Raw genomic sequence first — 15,157 nt, 5'->3', positions numbered from 1 at the left:
AGCCAGCGGCAAGGCCAACCTGCCCAGCGGTTAGCGAACGCCTGTGCCATAGGCAATTACCTCGAGGGCAACAACGCCTTGGCCGTTGTTGCCGCTCAGTTCGGCGGTTTGAATGCGGATGTTGACCACCTGGTCTGCGCCCCAAGCCAGGGCCGATTCTTCCATCCGCAAGATGGCCTCGCGGCGGCCCCGTTCAAGCAGGCTTTCGTAGACCGTGATGCGTCCGCCGAAGAAATTAAATACCCCCGCGATGAACGTCTTAAAAAAGTCAGATGATATGACTACACTACCGGTGAATAGCTGTGCCTGAACTGCTTTGGGCAGAGATACTTTAGCTCCAGCCGTACTGAGCATCAACCCTTGAATAGCCTGCTCCCGCTGTTGCAACTGACGAAAATGCTGCTTTTCCGTTCGGGTACCAAAAAAGTATCCGATCCCTAGCAGTACGGCAAAAATGATTAGCTCCTCCATAGCTATTCAACCCGCACGGCGGTGCCGTAGGCGAACAATTCTGCTGCACCCTGGGTTAGCGACGAGGTGGCAAAGCGGACGTTGACAATGGCATTTGCGCCCCGCTTTTGGGCCTCTTGCACCATGCGGCTAGTAGCCTCTTCGCGGGCTTCTTGCAGCAGTTCGGTGTAGCCCTTGAGCTCGCCGCCCACGATATTTTTGAGTCCAGCGGCAATGTCGCGGCCAATGTGTTTAGCTCGCACCGAGCTGCCCTGTACCAAGCCCATGTGCTGAGTAACGGTTTTGCCAGGGACGGTTTCAATATTGGTGAGAATGATGTTTAATGCAGAAGATCGAGGTTGAACGGTCATCTCGCAGCCTGTGGCTCTATAAAACAACGACAACCCTAGCCCTTAGGCTCATCTGCGTCGATGATTTCTAACGGTTTGCCCACCATTGCTTGCAAAGCGTTACACAGCCCCCAGCGCTCGCCAAACGTCCTCGTCCCTATATGGCGTCTTGCCTAGCGATTGATGCTCACAAAAAAGGGGACGCCCTGGTGGACATCCCCTTTTCTATTCAGCTAATAGACTCAGTGTGACTTAGACGATCGAAGCCATGCTGACGTCGTTGGTAGCTAGCAACTGCTGAAGCTCCTCAGAATCCACCGTTTCTTTATCCACTAGCATGGTGGCTAGTTGATCGAGCACGTGGCGATTGTTGGTGAGCACTTGCTTGGCGCGGGTGTAGGCCTGGTCAACCAGACCTCGCACTTCGGAGTCGATGGTAGCGGCAGTTTCTTCAGAGAAATCGCGCTCGGCGGCGATGTCGCGGCCCAGGAACATGTTGCCCTGTTGGCGACCGAGGGCGACGGGGCCGAGCTTGTCGCTCATACCGAAGCGGGTGACCATCTGACGGGCAACACGGGCCACCTGCTGAAGGTCGTTAGAAGCACCGGTGGTGACTTCCTCTTCGCCAAAGATAATCTCTTCAGCGATGCGGCCACCGAGGGCGACGGCCATCTGGTTTTGCAGGTAAGAGCGGGAGTAAAGGCCCGACTCCAGGCGATCTTCGCTGGGGGTAAACCAGGTCAAACCACCAGCGCGACCACGGGGAATGATGCTGATTTTTTGTACGGGGTCGTAGTCGGGCATGAGAGCACCAACTAGGGCGTGACCGGCCTCGTGGTAAGCGACCAGCTCTTTGCGCTTTTCGCTCATAACGCGGTCTTTTTTCTCAGGGCCAGCCAGGACGCGATCGATCGCATCGTTGACCTCATCCATCGAAATCTCGGTGAGGTTGCGGCGGGCAGCGAGAATAGCAGCCTCGTTCAGCAAGTTCGACAGGTCGGCCCCAGTGAACCCAGGGGTACGACGGGCAATCTTTTGCAGATCGACATCCTTGGAGAAGGTCTTGCCGCGGGCGTGGACGTTGAGAATTTCGAGGCGACCGGCGTAGTCGGGGCGATCGACCACCACCTGACGGTCAAAACGACCGGGGCGCAGCAGGGCTGCGTCGAGCACGTCAGGGCGGTTGGTGGCAGCAATGATGATGATGCCGGTATTGCCCTCGAAACCATCCATCTCGGTGAGCAACTGGTTGAGGGTTTGCTCACGCTCGTCGTTGCCGCCGCCGAGGCCTGCACCCCGCTGACGACCGACGGCGTCAATCTCGTCGATAAACACGATACAAGGAGCATTGGCCTTAGCCTGCTCGAACAGGTCGCGGACGCGGGAGGCACCCACACCAACAAACATTTCGACGAACTCAGAACCGGAGATGGAGAAGAAAGGCACGCCCGCTTCACCGGCTACGGCCTTGGCCAGCAGGGTTTTACCGGTACCGGGAGGGCCGACCAGCAGCACGCCCTTGGGAATTTTGGCCCCGACAGCGGTGAAGCGATCGGCATTCTTGAGGAAGTCAACGACTTCGGTGAGTTCTAACTTGGCTTGCTCAATGCCCGCCACATCGCCAAAGGTGACCTGGGTCTGAGGCTCCATTTGCACGCGAGCCTTGGACTTGCCAAAGTTCATCGCCTGGTTGCCGGGGCCACTCTGGGCGCGGCGCAGCACAAAGAACAGCACCCCCAGCAGCAAAATGGGAATCAGCAGGGTGCTAAAGGCGCGAACCCAAACGCTGTCGTCGCTCTGGGGCATGACGACGATGTCGACATTGTTGGTTTCCAGGGTGCTGATCAGCTCCTGGTCGTTGGGCAGGTTAACGATGATCTGACCGTTACCCTCAGGGTCTGTGAAGCGAGCGCGGGTGCGATCGGCGCTGATGTTGACGCGCTCGATCTGGTTATTTTGCACCGCGTCTAAAAACTGGCTGTAGCGCCAGGTCTGGGTTTCGGGGCCAGAACCGTCAAAAATTGCGGTCGCCAGGGCAATGACTACAACGACCAGCAGGGCATATAGACCTGCATTTCTCCACCGTTTGTTCACCGGGCTAATGCCTCCACTTACTTCTTGGGATGAACTGTTGCTTAGAAACCGTTTCTAATGAAACCAATTTGGGGCTAATGCTTTAATAAGCCGCAAGATTAGAGAGATATTAACTTATGTTAACGTCATCTGTCGGAATGGGCTAATCAATAATTGGGTTAGGGGTCAATTTTCGCTAAATGCAGCCCGCAAAGCCGCTAGGGCTGGGTGCTGTGGGTTAACCTCCAGTCTACTGCGATCGCCCAAAACTGTGTGAATCGGTACTATCTGCACCCCTGAGTTGCTATAGGCCAACACCTCAAAGCGCTGAATCACCCCTGGCGGCCAGGGGGACTGATCGACCCGTTCCCCTTGCTGCTTTAAATATTCAATCAGGTGGGTACGGATGATCCCCGGCAGCAGGCCAGTTCCCAAGCCAGGAGTGTGCCATTGACCGTTGGCCCAGCCCCAGAGGTTGCCGGTGCTGGTTTCCAGCCATTGGCCTCGGGCGTTGACCAGGATGGCTTCGCGGGCACCGTGCCGCTGGGCGGCCTGGAGGGCTAGCCAGGCTCCAAGGTAGTTGCCGGTTTTGTAGGCAGGCAAGGATCTCCGATACATCTCCCCCTGCGCCACCCAGGCGGTAACGCCTTGGGTCTGCATTGTCTCTAAGTCTGGGGGCAAACTGCGCCCAGTCACCAGCTCGCGACCGTCGGGCAGGCAGGTGATCCGCAGAACAGGGTAGTCCTTTAACAAAGCCTCGGCCCCTTGACGCACCTGACTCCAGTCGGGGCTGGGCCAGCCAAAATCGGTCAGGCCATGAGCTAGGCGCTGTTGGTGGGCTGCCCAGTGGGTGAGGGGGTGGTCGAGCCTAGCCCCGTAGATGCGCAGAGTGGTAAACACCGTGGCCCCGTAAATCAGGGCGGGGTCATTGACGGCAAGGGCAAGATCGGTGCCCTCGCAGAGCTGCCCGGAGAACCAGTAGGCCATTCGCCGCTACAGCCCTTGCTGGATATATTGCAGAATGCCGCGGGCGATCGCCTGGGCCATAGACTCGCGCCAGGCGGGGTCAGCCAATCGGGGAGCATCCTGAGCGCCAGTGACAAAGCCGATTTCGAGCAGAGTGGCGGGCATGGTGGATTGGCGCAGCACGGCAAAGCGGGCTTGTTTCACGCCGCGATCGCGCATGCCCGTAGCCGCCAGCATGCTGGCCTGGAGGGTAGCCGCCAGCCGACGACCGGTTTCTGAGGAATAGTACGACTCAATGCCGTTAACATCGGGGCGGCTCATGCTGATGGCGTTGGCGTGAATGCTGACAAACAGGTTGGCCTGGGCGCGATTGGCGATGTCGGCTCGGGCCTGCAAATCGACGGCGACATCCTCGCGGCGAGTCATCACGACGACAACTCCCTGGCTTTCGAGCAGCTCAGCCACCCGCAGCGAGATGGGAAAAATTACCTGCTTTTCTTGCAGCCCGCCGATGCCCACCGCTCCAGGGTCACGCCCACCGTGACCGGGGTCAATGGCTACGACCACTCGGCCACTCGGCGCTGAGGGCAGAGCCACTGGCTCTGCGGAGCGCGTAGGCGGCGGGGTCGGACTGGGCGGTGTTTGGGCTTGGGGGGGCGGGGGCGTCTGGGCCTGAGGTGGTCTGCCCGGAGCCGCCGCCAGGGGGGCCGGTTCGTCGGCAATACTGCTGATCGGCACGCCGCTGGGGGGCAGCACAATCACGCCGCTGTTGTTGCGCAGGGCGCGCCAGTCGGGGCTGGTGGGAGAGAGCCGGAGGGTAATGCGGGTCGAGGGGGGATTGGTGGGTTGCTGAGCTACATCCCAGGCAATGATGCTGTAGCGGTAGTTGGGCAAATCGTCGGGGCGCAGATTGCCCGCTACGGCAGTGTTGGGCAGATCGATGATGGCGAAGCGGTTGTCGGCATCGTCGCTGGTAATTTGCACTGAGGGCGTGGGCGAAGTGCCGCTGAGCCGAATCAGGAAGCCGTCGCCGGTGGTGACCACGCCGCTGAGAATGGAGCCAGCGCCGGTGCCGGTGTTGCCCTGCACCCGGTTGGCGGTGGCGGTAGCCGGTGGCAGCGCTCCTGAGGCCGGGGCTGCGCCCTGGTTGAGGGTGGGGAGCTGCACCGCCCACTGGTTGGGGCGCACCCCTTGAACCCGCACATCTTGGGGGTTCAAACTGTAGCCGGGCGCAAGCTCGATGACTAGGCGGGTAGTTTGGCGATCGAACTGGCCCGCCCGCACTTCGCGCACGGCACCGCCGACGGCCTGGCTGGCATTGGTGCTGCCCAACTGGGTATTGGGCAGGTCAACCACGATGCGGGTAGGATTAACCAGCAGTTGAGCCCGAGGCTGCACCTGGCTATCGGTGGTAAACACTAGCTGGTTGGTCTGGGCATCAAACCACCAGTATTGCAGGGTTGCAGCCTGAACGGGGGCAGCTACAACTAGGGCACCCAGGGTTGCTAACGCTCCTGAGCTGAACCCCACGGTGAGCCATCTTGACGCCATAAGCACGACCAGAACACGACCAAGGCATAAGCCACCCGACAGTATAACGGTGAGCACCAAAGTGGCATCCGTAGGGCGCAGGTTCTCACGAAAAATTCTGAAAGGGGATGTTAGTATGGGCGTACCAAATTGACTCCGTCATGCTCGACCTGATGAAGCTGGCCCGGCAGATGCAGGGCATTAGCCAGCACCTCAGCCAGGAGGCTGCCGCCGCCCAGGAGCGCATCACGGCGGCCCGCCATCTGCTGGCGATCGCCGCCGCCCGCCAGCCCGATCTAGTCACCCAGGCCGAAATTTGGGGCGATCGCGCCCCCTTCACCGCCGCCCAGCCTACCGAAGCCCTCACCGTTCGCACCGCCATCGCTGCTGCCCCTGAGGTCCACACCGTCATCGCCACCGACGGATCGCAAATTTCCCCTAGCCACCATGAGATCGCCTACTGCTACTTGATCAACGTGGGCCGCGTCGTGCTCCACTATGGCCAGAGCCGATTTCCCCTGCTCGACAGCCTGCCGGAGGTGGTGTATCGGGCCGAAGACCTCTACCTGTCGCGCCAGTGGGGCATTAGCACCGAAGAATGGATGGGCCATCGCCGCACTGTGGCCGAGGCCGTGGGGCTGGCCGAACTGGGGGAAGCCGTTCACGACAGCCTGGTTGAAGCCGCCCCCAGGGCGAACCGAGTGCCCGTGCTGGCCCTGGTGGATGGGTCGCTGATCTACTGGTTTTTGGAATCGCTGCCGGGAGAAGCGCGCGATCGCATTCTGCCCCCCATTCTCGACGCGTGGGAGCGGCTGCGGCGGCAAAACATTCCCCTGGTTGGCTATCTCAGCGCCAGCCGCAGCGGCGAAGCGATGAACTTTTTGCGGTTTGCGGTCTGCCCGTTTTTGCAGCCCGACTGTCAAACCCATTGCAGTAGCGATGAGGGCAACCAGGTCGATCGCGCCCCCTGCGGTCGGTTTTTGCCGCTGCGGGATGCCACCTTCTGGGCAACAGAGTTAGCTCCTGGGGAACGTAGCCCCTTCTGGCGAAGCACCGCCAGCATTTTGGATCTGTATGGTGACCATCGCGTGTACTTCTGCTACCTCAATGTCGGCCCTGAGGTGGCGCGGGTGGAGGTGCCCCAGTGGGTGATGGCCGATGAAGCGCTCTGTGAAATGGCGCTCAGAATGGTGTTAACCCAAGTCCAGAAGGGGTATGGGTATCCAGTGACGCTGGCGGAGGCGCACAATCAGGCGGTGGTTAAAGGGGGCGATCGCAGCCGCTTTTTTGCCCTGCTAGAGCAAGAAATGATTCGCGCTGGCCTCAAGAATGTCGGCACCTCCTATAAAGAGGCCCGCAAGCGCGGCAGCATTGCCTAATCTGGACGGATTTTAAGAGGGCGACCCCAAAAAACAGAGCGATAGACAGATTCGGTTAAGCCCCGTGTTAATTAGTATTTCGGAATAGGATGCTGTCAGGGTGTAGTCGACGTTGAATTTACGGACTGGGGCCAGCCTGCGCCTATGTTTGCCGTTGCCAACAACCGATAGAGCTCTATGCTGCGTACCTTTGCCATGCCCCCTCAGCCCCCCGACTCTCTTTCCCAGGGCGATTTGGATGGCGATCCCTCTGCCTTTGAACTGGTGGATATGGCCACCGCCCTTGACCGAGGCACGGTCGTTGTGCCACCGCGCCGGGCTACCAAATGGGTTTGTACACGAGTGCTCACGGGTCATAGCAGTTGGGTGCGATCGGTGGTCGTCAGCGCCGACGGCAACTTTATCGTCAGCGGCAGCGGCGACAAAACTGTGCGGGTCTGGAACCTGGCCACCGGTCACACCATGCGGGTGATCGACAACCATCGGGCCTGGGTGCGGGCTGTCGCCGTGAGCCCCGATCGCACCTGCTTTGCCAGCGTCAGCAACGACAACACCATTCGCCTATGGGATTTCACCACCGGAGAAGCCTGGGGCCATATAGAAGGGCACACCAGCTGGGTGCGGGCCGTTGCCTTTAGCCCCAACGGCAAGTATCTGTTTAGTGGCGGTCAAGACCACAAAATTTGCGTTTGGCGACTGAGCGATCGCACCCTCGTGCATCAGTTCAATGGCCATACCCACTGGGTGCGCTCCATTGCCGTCAGCCACGACGGCACCACAGTAATTAGCGGCAGCCAGGATCAAACCATTCGCCTGTATCGCATTCAGGGTAAGGGGCGCAACCACGTGCTCACGGGCCATACCGGCGAAGTGCTGGCGGTAGCCGCCAGTCCCAACAACTGGCTGCTGGCCAGCGCCAGCGCCGACTGCACCGTGCGCTTTTGGAAACTCAACAGTGGCCGTCAGACCACCTGCTTTAAGGCTCACCCAGCCCCGGTTAACAGCCTCGCCTTTAACCCTGACGGCAAGCTGCTGGCTACGGCCAGTAACGACAGCACCATTCGTCTGTGGAACATGGAGCAGGGTCGCCTGATCTCTATTTTGCATGGCCACGAGGGCTGGGTTTGGGGAGTAGATTTTGCCCCCAATGGCAAAACGTTGGTCAGTGCCGGGTGGGATGGCACGGTGAGGGTTTGGCAGGAGGGGTGAGGTATTGAGTTTTTAGTTTTTAGTTTTGAATGCCGTGCTCAATTCAAAATTCAAAACTAAAAACTAAAAACTCTAAAGGCCCACTGTTGCTCGTACGTACTCCCGGCGCATGGAGGCGATCGCATCGATCGAAATCCCTTTAGGGCACACCGCCTGGCATTCGCCGTGGTTCGAGCAGTCGCCAAAGCCCTCAGCGGCCATCTGGTTGCCCATGGCTAGCACCCGCTGGTGGCGTTCGGGATGGCCCTGGGGCAGCAGCGCCAGGTGAGCGACTTTGGCGGCGGTAAATAGGGAGGCGGAGGCGTTGGGGCAGGCCGCGATGCAGGCTCCGCAGCCGATGCAGGCGGCGTAGTCAAAGGCGGCATCGGCGTTGGTCTTGGGGACAGGGATGGCGTTGGCCTCTGGGGCCGAGCCGGTTTTGACGGAAATGTAGCCCCCGGCCATGACGATGCGATCGAGCGCCGAGCGATCCACCACCAGATCCTTGATTACCGGAAAGCCCTTGGCCCGCCAGGGTTCGATGGTGATGTGGTCGCCGTCTTTGAAGTGGCGTAGGTAGAGCTGGCAGGTGGCGGTCTGGGGCAGCCCACCGTGGGCCTTGCCGTCGATCATCACGCCGCAGGAACCGCAGATGCCCTCGCGGCAGTCGTGGTCAAACTCCACCGGCAGCTCGCCCGCGTGGGTGAGCTGCTCGTTGAGCACGTCGAGCAGCTCTAAAAACGACATATCGGGGTGGGCATCGGCCACGGTGTAGGTGCAAAACTGGCCGGGGGTGTCGGCATTGGCCTGACGCCAAACCTTGAGATGGAGTTGCATAGAGTCGGGTGTTGCGGGGGATGGAGCTGCTGGTTCTAGTGTAGTCCTCCTATTCGAGGGAAGAACGGCTGGATGCTACCCGGATCGCCGCCATCGCATTGCGCCACTCATCGTTAGTTTTGATGACAGCCGGGGAGGGAACATGGCCCAGTCCAGCCTTCTGGGGGGATCTGGCCTAGGGCGATGCCCCGAGGTATCCCGGCCAGTGGTATAAATCAGGCAGTTCAGGTAATGGCTATGGGCAAGAATAAAGCTGGCAACAGTTCTGGAACCGGTGATCGTCACGCCTATCGCGAGTTTGGCCCCGCCGACCCGATGGCGCGGGGCGTGCCCGATCGCGCCCCCAATCAGCAAACGGTGCGCGTGCAGGTCAGCCGCAAGGGGCGCGGCGGCAAAACTGTCACCATCATCAACGGGTTTCAGCACAGCCCCGACCAGCTCACCGCCCTGGCTAAGCAGCTCAAGGCCCAGTGCGGCACCGGCGGCACCGCCAAAGACGACACCATTGAAATTCAGGGCGACCACGCTCAAAAGCTAGTCGAACTCCTGGTGGCCAAGGGCTACCAGGCTAAACGGAGTGGAGGTTGATGGGTATGGGCCAGGTGGAGAGAAGATGGATGGGTAGGGGGTGGCGGCGATCGCTGCTGAGTTTCAGCGCTGCGCTGATTTTAGCTGTGGGTGGCTCAGGGCTACTACCCCTGCTGCCCAAGGCGGTAGCAATGGTTCCGGTTGAGGTAGCCCAGGCCACTGGCCCTAAGCAGGAATTAGGTGATCAGGCGGAGCCTGGGCTCGCTCTCCCGCGACCCAATCTTCCCCGGCCCTCTGTTCCTGTCGTTATCCCCACCGACATTCAAAACCACTGGGCGAAGGACTGCATCACGGAACTGGTCGAACAGCGCCTGATCGCCCCCGACGCCAGGGGGCTATTTCACCCCAATGACCCGATTCTCTGGGGCGACTACGTCACTCTGTTGAACCTGATCTCACCCGTAGGGCCAGCCCAATCATGGGCGAACCCGCTGGAGCGGGCGTTGGGCGTGCAAACCGCGCCCACGGTGGCGGCCCACTACCCCGATGCTTACTTTCAGCGCGATCGCCCTCTGGTGCGGGCCGAGGGCATTATGGCCCTAGCCACCAAGCTGGGCGGCAGCTACCAAATTGCCGCTAATACAATCATTAACACCAGCCTAGAGGATGGCCGCCAGGTGCCCCCCTATGCCCGCGAAGGGGTGGCCCTTGCTCTCACCCAAGGCGTGGTGGTGAACTATCCCCAGGGCAATCGCCTCAACCCCACTCAACGGCTAACTCGGGGCGAAGCCGTGGCTTTGCTGTGCCACGTTGCGCCAAATAACCCGGCCCTGAGCCAGACGATTGACCCCGCCTGGGTGGCCCAGGCCCAGACCCCCGCCGTAGCCTCCCCCGCCCGTGAAACGCGCGGCGTGTGGTTAACCAATGTGGATAGCCAGGTGCTGTTTTCCACTGAGTCTCTGCAAGCGGCGGTAACCCGTCTGGCCGACCTCAACTTCAACACGCTTTACCCCGTGGTGTGGAACTACGGCCACACCCTCTACCCCAGCGCCACTGCCCGGCGCGAGCTGGGGGTGAGCCAGCACCTTTACGGCGACCTGCGCGCCCCCGGCCCCGCCAGCGAAAGCGATGGTCAAGGACCGGCAGGCCAACGCGACATGATGCGCGAGGCGATCGCCATGGGTCACGCCCGGGGCATGGCCGTGGTGCCCTGGTTTGAGTTTGGCTTTATGGCCCCCGCCAATTACGAACTCTACCGCCGCCACCCCGACTGGTTCACCCAAAAACGAGTTGAGCCAACGCCCCCTGATCCAGAGCCTCTTGCTCCCCGTGATTCCACACGACCTAGGGATGTGCCCAAACTGGCCGCTAGTCTACACACTAAACAGGCTGCCAAGCTAACCCCCGCTTTGGATGTCCCCAAAGCAGGGGAGCTGGCCCGCGAAAAGCAGCGGACGGATCAGTGGCTGGCCCAAGACGACTTTCTCCCCGACCCTGACGTAGTGAATGACCCCGGCATTTGGATGGAGGGCAACGTGATTCCGCGCCGCTGGATGAACCCGTTTCATCCCCAGGTGCAGAAGTTTCAGCTAGAGCTGATCAACGAGCTGGTCTCAAACTACGAGGTGGATGGTTTTCAGTTTGACGACCACCTCGGTCTGCCGGTGGACTTTGGCTACGACCCCTTCACCATCAACCTCTATCGGGCCGAGCACGGGGGTCGTACCCCACCAAACGATCCTCAAGATGCGGAGTGGATGGCCTGGCGGGCCAGCAAAATTTCCGACTTTTTGGCCGAGGTGCACAAACTGGTGAAGGCGCGACGGCCCAATGCGGTGGTGTCGATTTCGCCCAACCCCTACCCCTTTGCCTTTACCAACTACCTGCAAGACTGGCCCACCTGGGTCAACCGGGGCATTGTCGATGAGCTGGTGGTGCAGGTCTACCGCAGCGACAACAACCGCTTTATGTGGGAAATGAATAAGCCCTCAATTCAGGCAGCGCGGCGCAAAATTCCGGTGAATATCGGTATTCTTAGCGGTCTGCGGGCGGCTCCGGTGAAGATGGACTTTATTACTGATCAGATGGCGGCGGTGCGCGATCGCGCCTACTCCGGCATGTCCTTCTTCTTCTACGAATCGCTGTGGATCTCGCCACCGCCAGAGACTGCCGAGCAGCGGGTGGGCAAGCTCCAGCAGGCCTTTGCTACGCCAGCTACCCGTCCTACTCGGTAGAACCAGTGTTTGGAGTAGATGGGAGTAGAGGGTAGGGGGTGAGGGGTGTGGACAGAGTCGGCGGCGGCTTCACACGCTGTATAGCACCACATTCTCCTGCTCGTTGGGGTCGTTACGAGACACGATCGCCTGGGCGGGTTCGGTGTCGCTCAAGTTAGTAGGCTGGTGGGGCACCCCAGGCGGAATGTAGAGAAAGTCGCCCGCCTGGTTGACGATGGTTTTCTTTAGACCCTCGCCGTAGGCCGTTTTGACCCGCCCCTGGAGAATGTAAATGGCGGTTTCGTAGTCTTTGTGGAAGTGGGGCTCTGCCGAGGCCCCAGGGGGAATGATCACCAGATTCATCGAAATGCCGTGGGAGCCCGCCGTGGCTCCAGAGATGCCGACAAAGTAGGGCAGCTTTTGCAGCGTTGCGGTGTCGTGCTGGGGTCGCACGGTAACAATTTCGGCATCGGCGGCAGTGAAAGCGGCTGAATCAACCATGACGGTTTCCTCCAAGATGCGGGTCAGTGTGAGATAGCCAGAGTGGGTTTGACCACAAGACTTAATGCTGCCATGACGCACCCCCACGTATCCTGATAGGGCATTAGTGTAGAGCTACGGCAGCAATCATGGTGATGAATGGCTAGCGGCTGACAACCGGGTAACCCCTCTGCCCAAGCCGTATCTCTCCAGTCATAACCCAAAACCTTTAGAGCTATGCCTAAAAAAAATCAATTTTCTCAAACCCTCGCCCTGCTGGGGCTATCGCTACTGATCGCCACCACTGCTTGCACCAGTGAGACTACCGCCCCAGATCCAGCCCCCACAGACGCAGAAGCCCCCACAGAAATACCTGCTGAAACGCCTCAGTCCGAGGAGGTTGGCTTGATTTTGGCAGGGGAAGGGCTACAGCTGGTAAATTTGCAAACGGGATCGACCACTGCTTTAGCCTTTGCCAGTGACATGGACTCCACCCTAGATGCTGTCACCCAGGTTTTGGGCGAACCTGAGGAAACCGGCGAGAACAGCGAGTGCCCCTCGGGTCCGTTGACGATCGCCACCTGGTCTAATGGTTTAGCGTTAAACGCTGCTGACGACACCTTTGTGGGCTGGGCCGTGCAGCCCGGTGACGACGACACCGCCCTGACCACCGCAGCAGGCGTTGGCATTGGCTCTACCCGCCAGGAGTTAGAAGAAGCCTACACTGTCGAACTGTTAGACAGTTCCCTCGGGGTCGAGTTTTCGGCAGGGGATCTCTTTGGGCTACTCACCTCGCCTGAACCCACTGGCACCATTACCAACTTGTGGGCTGGGGTAGCCTGCAATTTCCGGTAGCGCAACCCACCAGAGGTCAACTTGGGGGAGCAATTTCTAAGGTAACTGTCGAGGTGCAGGGCAGCTGACTCAGCCGTCACTGCTCAGGGAATGCCTTGTAGGATGACAGTATGTTCCGATTAAGGCCCGATTGATGCGCCCTGAATATAGCCGCCCCGACCAACTGCCAGACACTCCCCCCAAGGGCATGAGCCCTGAAAAATATGCCCGGCTGAAAGCTGAAGCTCAAGCGCCCTACAAAAGTCTGCGCAAGTTTGTCTATGGGGCCGTAGGGGCTTCGGGGGCGATCGGGGCGTTTGTCTTCTTTACCCAACTGTTGGCCGGGCGTGATGTCGGCAGCGCTCTGCCCAACTTAGGGGTGCAGCTTGGGGTGATCGGCATCGTAGTGCTGCTGTTTCGGCTAGAGAAGAAAGATTAGTACTTGACCAAGCTGATTGTGGAAGCTCTAGCGGTTCAGAGGTTAGGGTTTAAGGCAGTTGGTGAACCTCAAACTCTGAATTCTTATTAGCTGGTCAGATTTCTAACGTACTAACTTTTGAAACCGTTAGCTTGCCACCCTTCTAAACCGATGACACTAATTACCGTGCGCCCTGAGGGGCTCTACTGTGAAAAAGGCGGCTTCTACATTGACCCCTGGCGCGGGGTGGAGACGGCGCTGATTACCCATGCTCACAGCGACCATGCGCGATCGGGCTCGACCCAGTACATCGCTACTGCTCAATCAGAGGGCATTTTGCGGCGGCGGCTAGGGGAAGATATTCGGCTTCAGGGAGTTGCCTATGGCGACAAGCTCAAGCTGGGCGAAACCTGGGTGTCGTTTCACTCGGCGGGGCATGTGCTGGGTTCGGCGCAGATTCGCGTGGAGCACCGGGATGAGGTGTGGGTGGTGTCGGGCGACTACAAGCGCGGTGCCGACCCCTCCTGTGCTCCCTTTGAGGTGGTGCCCTGCGACACGTTTATCACTGAGGCTACTTTTGGTCTGCCGATTTACCGATGGGAGAGTGGCGCTGAGACCACCCGCCAGATCTACGACTGGTGGCAGGGCGATCGCGATCGCCCGTCAATTCTATTTTGCTACGCCTTTGGCAAAGCCCAGCGGGTGCTGAGTGAACTAACCCAGCTCACCGATCGCCCCGTCTACGTCCACGGCGCAATTCATGTGCTGACTGAAATCTATCGCGAGCAGGGCGTGGCCATGGTGCCCACTATCTGCACCTCAGAGCTGCCCCGCACCCATAGCTTCACGGGTGAGCTGGTGCTGGCCCCGCCCTCGGGCCACCGCTCTAGCTGGATGAAGCGGTTTAAGCATCCCCAAACGGCCTTTGCCTCGGGGTGGATGGCGGTGCGGGGGGCGCGGCGGCGACGGGGCTATGAGCGCGGGTTTGTGCTTTCTGACCACGCCGACTGGCCGGGGCTGATCCAAACGGTGAAAGATACGGGAGCTAAAACGGTGTACGTTACCCACGGTCAGTCAGACGTGGTGTCGCGCTATCTGCAAGAATCGTTGAACCTAGAGGCCATGCCCCTGGAGACGCTGTTTGAGGGAGAAGGGGACATTTAATGGAAGCGACGTCTTGGTTAGATGGAGCGATGGGCGGACTGGCCTTATTAATTTTGCTGGGAGGTCTGTGGATGCTCTTGAGTGGCGTGGGCGACATGGATCGTTGAATCTGAGCGCAGGGCCGTGACGTAGGCCACCAGTTTGCTGCTGCCGTAGAGCACGGTAATGGCGAACAAGCCCCCGGCTACCCAACCCTGGGCCCGCTGGGCAATCCACAGGATGGCGAGCACGAGGGCGATCGCATCTAACCCCAGCACATCGAGGCGCGATCGCCAGCCCGCTGACTGAATTGGCTTTGGGCTAGCGGGCTCTAGACGAATGGTAGCCGCCAGGTTAAACCCCAACAGGCTGACCAAGATCAGCCCCATGCCCCAGCCCAGATGGCCCAGGGCAGCGATGGAAAAGCCTGCTACTTGACCGGCGATCGCCAGCACGACCACGCGACCAAAGTGGCCCAGGCGCGGATCGCGGGTGCGTTGCCCCACTAAGTCTCTATGGCGTAGGTCAACCCGGGCCATATGGGCCTGCTCTAGACTCATCAGCATCAGCGCCAGCGCCAGCAGGCGATTGGGCCAGGGATGGGGCTGCACCGCCTGGTATAGCAACCCCACTGTCGCAGGCATAAACAGGGCCGCCGCCCAAGCAGGGGATAGGGTCATAGGGAATGCACCACTGGCTCAACTAAACGGCTTAAGCATACCGTCAGACTGAGCAGCTAGACTGATTCCTTGTGCCTATTCTGCAACA

General features: G+C 59.8%; 15 protein-coding genes. 7 read left to right on the top strand and 8 right to left on the bottom strand.

Going from position 1 to position 15,157, the window contains the following annotated elements:
• Positions 1-30 precede the first annotated feature (30 nt).
• From H6G07_RS22600 to H6G07_RS22580, 5 genes are all read right to left on the bottom strand, one after another.
• Positions 31-471, bottom strand: a complete 441-nt coding sequence (locus H6G07_RS22600) for a YbjQ family protein (RefSeq protein ID WP_073610449.1) — start codon at positions 469-471, stop codon at positions 31-33.
• Between the two features lie 2 nt (positions 472-473).
• The gene (locus H6G07_RS22595; protein ID WP_073610448.1) at positions 474-821 is read right to left on the bottom strand and encodes a YbjQ family protein; all 348 of its coding nucleotides are present in this window, start codon (positions 819-821) and stop codon (positions 474-476) included.
• A gap of 231 nt (positions 822-1,052) precedes the next feature.
• Entirely contained in the window at positions 1,053-2,894 is a 1,842-nt protein-coding gene (ftsH3, locus tag H6G07_RS22590; RefSeq protein ID WP_073610447.1) for an ATP-dependent zinc metalloprotease FtsH3, read from the bottom strand.
• 165 nt (positions 2,895-3,059) lie between these two features.
• Positions 3,060-3,860: an aminotransferase class IV gene (locus H6G07_RS22585; RefSeq protein WP_073610446.1), complete on the bottom strand. Its 801-nt coding sequence runs from the start codon at positions 3,858-3,860 to the stop codon at positions 3,060-3,062.
• A 6-nt stretch (positions 3,861-3,866) separates the two neighbouring features.
• Positions 3,867-5,390 carry an N-acetylmuramoyl-L-alanine amidase gene (locus tag H6G07_RS22580; RefSeq protein ID WP_073610445.1) on the bottom strand — a complete coding sequence of 508 codons (1,524 nt, stop codon included), beginning with the start codon at positions 5,388-5,390 and terminating at the stop codon, positions 3,867-3,869.
• A gap of 140 nt (positions 5,391-5,530) precedes the next feature.
• On the opposite strand from H6G07_RS22580, the gene H6G07_RS22575 reads away from it, so the two are divergent.
• Both H6G07_RS22575 and H6G07_RS22570 read left to right on the top strand, forming a co-directional pair.
• Positions 5,531-6,748: a DNA double-strand break repair nuclease NurA gene (locus tag H6G07_RS22575; RefSeq protein ID WP_073610483.1), complete on the top strand. Its 1,218-nt coding sequence runs from the start codon at positions 5,531-5,533 to the stop codon at positions 6,746-6,748.
• Positions 6,749-6,925: 177 nt separating this feature from the next.
• On the top strand, positions 6,926-7,957 hold the full coding sequence (locus tag H6G07_RS22570) for a WD40 repeat domain-containing protein (RefSeq protein WP_073610444.1): 1,032 nt from the start codon (positions 6,926-6,928) through the stop codon (positions 7,955-7,957).
• A gap of 72 nt (positions 7,958-8,029) precedes the next feature.
• Here H6G07_RS22570 and H6G07_RS22565 read toward each other — a convergent pair whose 3' ends face one another.
• The gene (locus H6G07_RS22565) at positions 8,030-8,773 is read right to left on the bottom strand and encodes a succinate dehydrogenase/fumarate reductase iron-sulfur subunit (protein ID WP_073610443.1); all 744 of its coding nucleotides are present in this window, start codon (positions 8,771-8,773) and stop codon (positions 8,030-8,032) included.
• A 231-nt stretch (positions 8,774-9,004) separates the two neighbouring features.
• On the opposite strand from H6G07_RS22565, the gene H6G07_RS22560 reads away from it, so the two are divergent.
• Positions 9,005-9,361 carry a translation initiation factor gene (locus H6G07_RS22560; RefSeq protein WP_084173499.1) on the top strand — a complete coding sequence of 119 codons (357 nt, stop codon included), beginning with the start codon at positions 9,005-9,007 and terminating at the stop codon, positions 9,359-9,361.
• 29 nt (positions 9,362-9,390) lie between these two features.
• Positions 9,391-11,535 carry a glycoside hydrolase family 10-like protein gene (locus H6G07_RS22555; RefSeq protein ID WP_073610442.1) on the top strand — a complete coding sequence of 715 codons (2,145 nt, stop codon included), beginning with the start codon at positions 9,391-9,393 and terminating at the stop codon, positions 11,533-11,535.
• A gap of 69 nt (positions 11,536-11,604) precedes the next feature.
• On the opposite strand, the gene H6G07_RS22550 is transcribed toward H6G07_RS22555, so the two are convergent.
• Entirely contained in the window at positions 11,605-12,015 is a 411-nt protein-coding gene (locus tag H6G07_RS22550; RefSeq protein ID WP_073610481.1) for a cupin domain-containing protein, read from the bottom strand.
• 216 nt (positions 12,016-12,231) lie between these two features.
• On the opposite strand from H6G07_RS22550, the gene H6G07_RS22545 reads away from it, so the two are divergent.
• The 3 genes from H6G07_RS22545 to H6G07_RS22535 all read left to right on the top strand — a co-directional run bounded on the left by H6G07_RS22545 (position 12,232) and on the right by H6G07_RS22535 (position 14,410).
• Positions 12,232-12,849 carry a hypothetical protein gene (locus H6G07_RS22545; protein ID WP_073610441.1) on the top strand — a complete coding sequence of 206 codons (618 nt, stop codon included), beginning with the start codon at positions 12,232-12,234 and terminating at the stop codon, positions 12,847-12,849.
• 133 nt (positions 12,850-12,982) lie between these two features.
• The gene (locus H6G07_RS22540; RefSeq protein WP_073610440.1) at positions 12,983-13,267 is read left to right on the top strand and encodes a DUF3493 domain-containing protein; all 285 of its coding nucleotides are present in this window, start codon (positions 12,983-12,985) and stop codon (positions 13,265-13,267) included.
• Positions 13,268-13,417: 150 nt separating this feature from the next.
• Entirely contained in the window at positions 13,418-14,410 is a 993-nt protein-coding gene (locus H6G07_RS22535; protein ID WP_073610439.1) for a ligase-associated DNA damage response exonuclease, read from the top strand.
• A gap of 47 nt (positions 14,411-14,457) precedes the next feature.
• Here H6G07_RS22535 and H6G07_RS22530 read toward each other — a convergent pair whose 3' ends face one another.
• Positions 14,458-15,069: a hypothetical protein gene (locus H6G07_RS22530; RefSeq protein ID WP_073610438.1), complete on the bottom strand. Its 612-nt coding sequence runs from the start codon at positions 15,067-15,069 to the stop codon at positions 14,458-14,460.
• Positions 15,070-15,157 lie beyond the last annotated feature (88 nt).

The organism is Phormidium tenue FACHB-1052, assembly GCF_014696675.1.
GTDB lineage: Bacteria > Cyanobacteriota > Cyanobacteriia > Phormidesmidales > Phormidesmidaceae > Nodosilinea > Nodosilinea tenuis_A.
The sequence above is the reverse complement of the archived record's forward strand: the minus strand, read 5'-3'. Positions and strand labels throughout refer to the sequence as shown.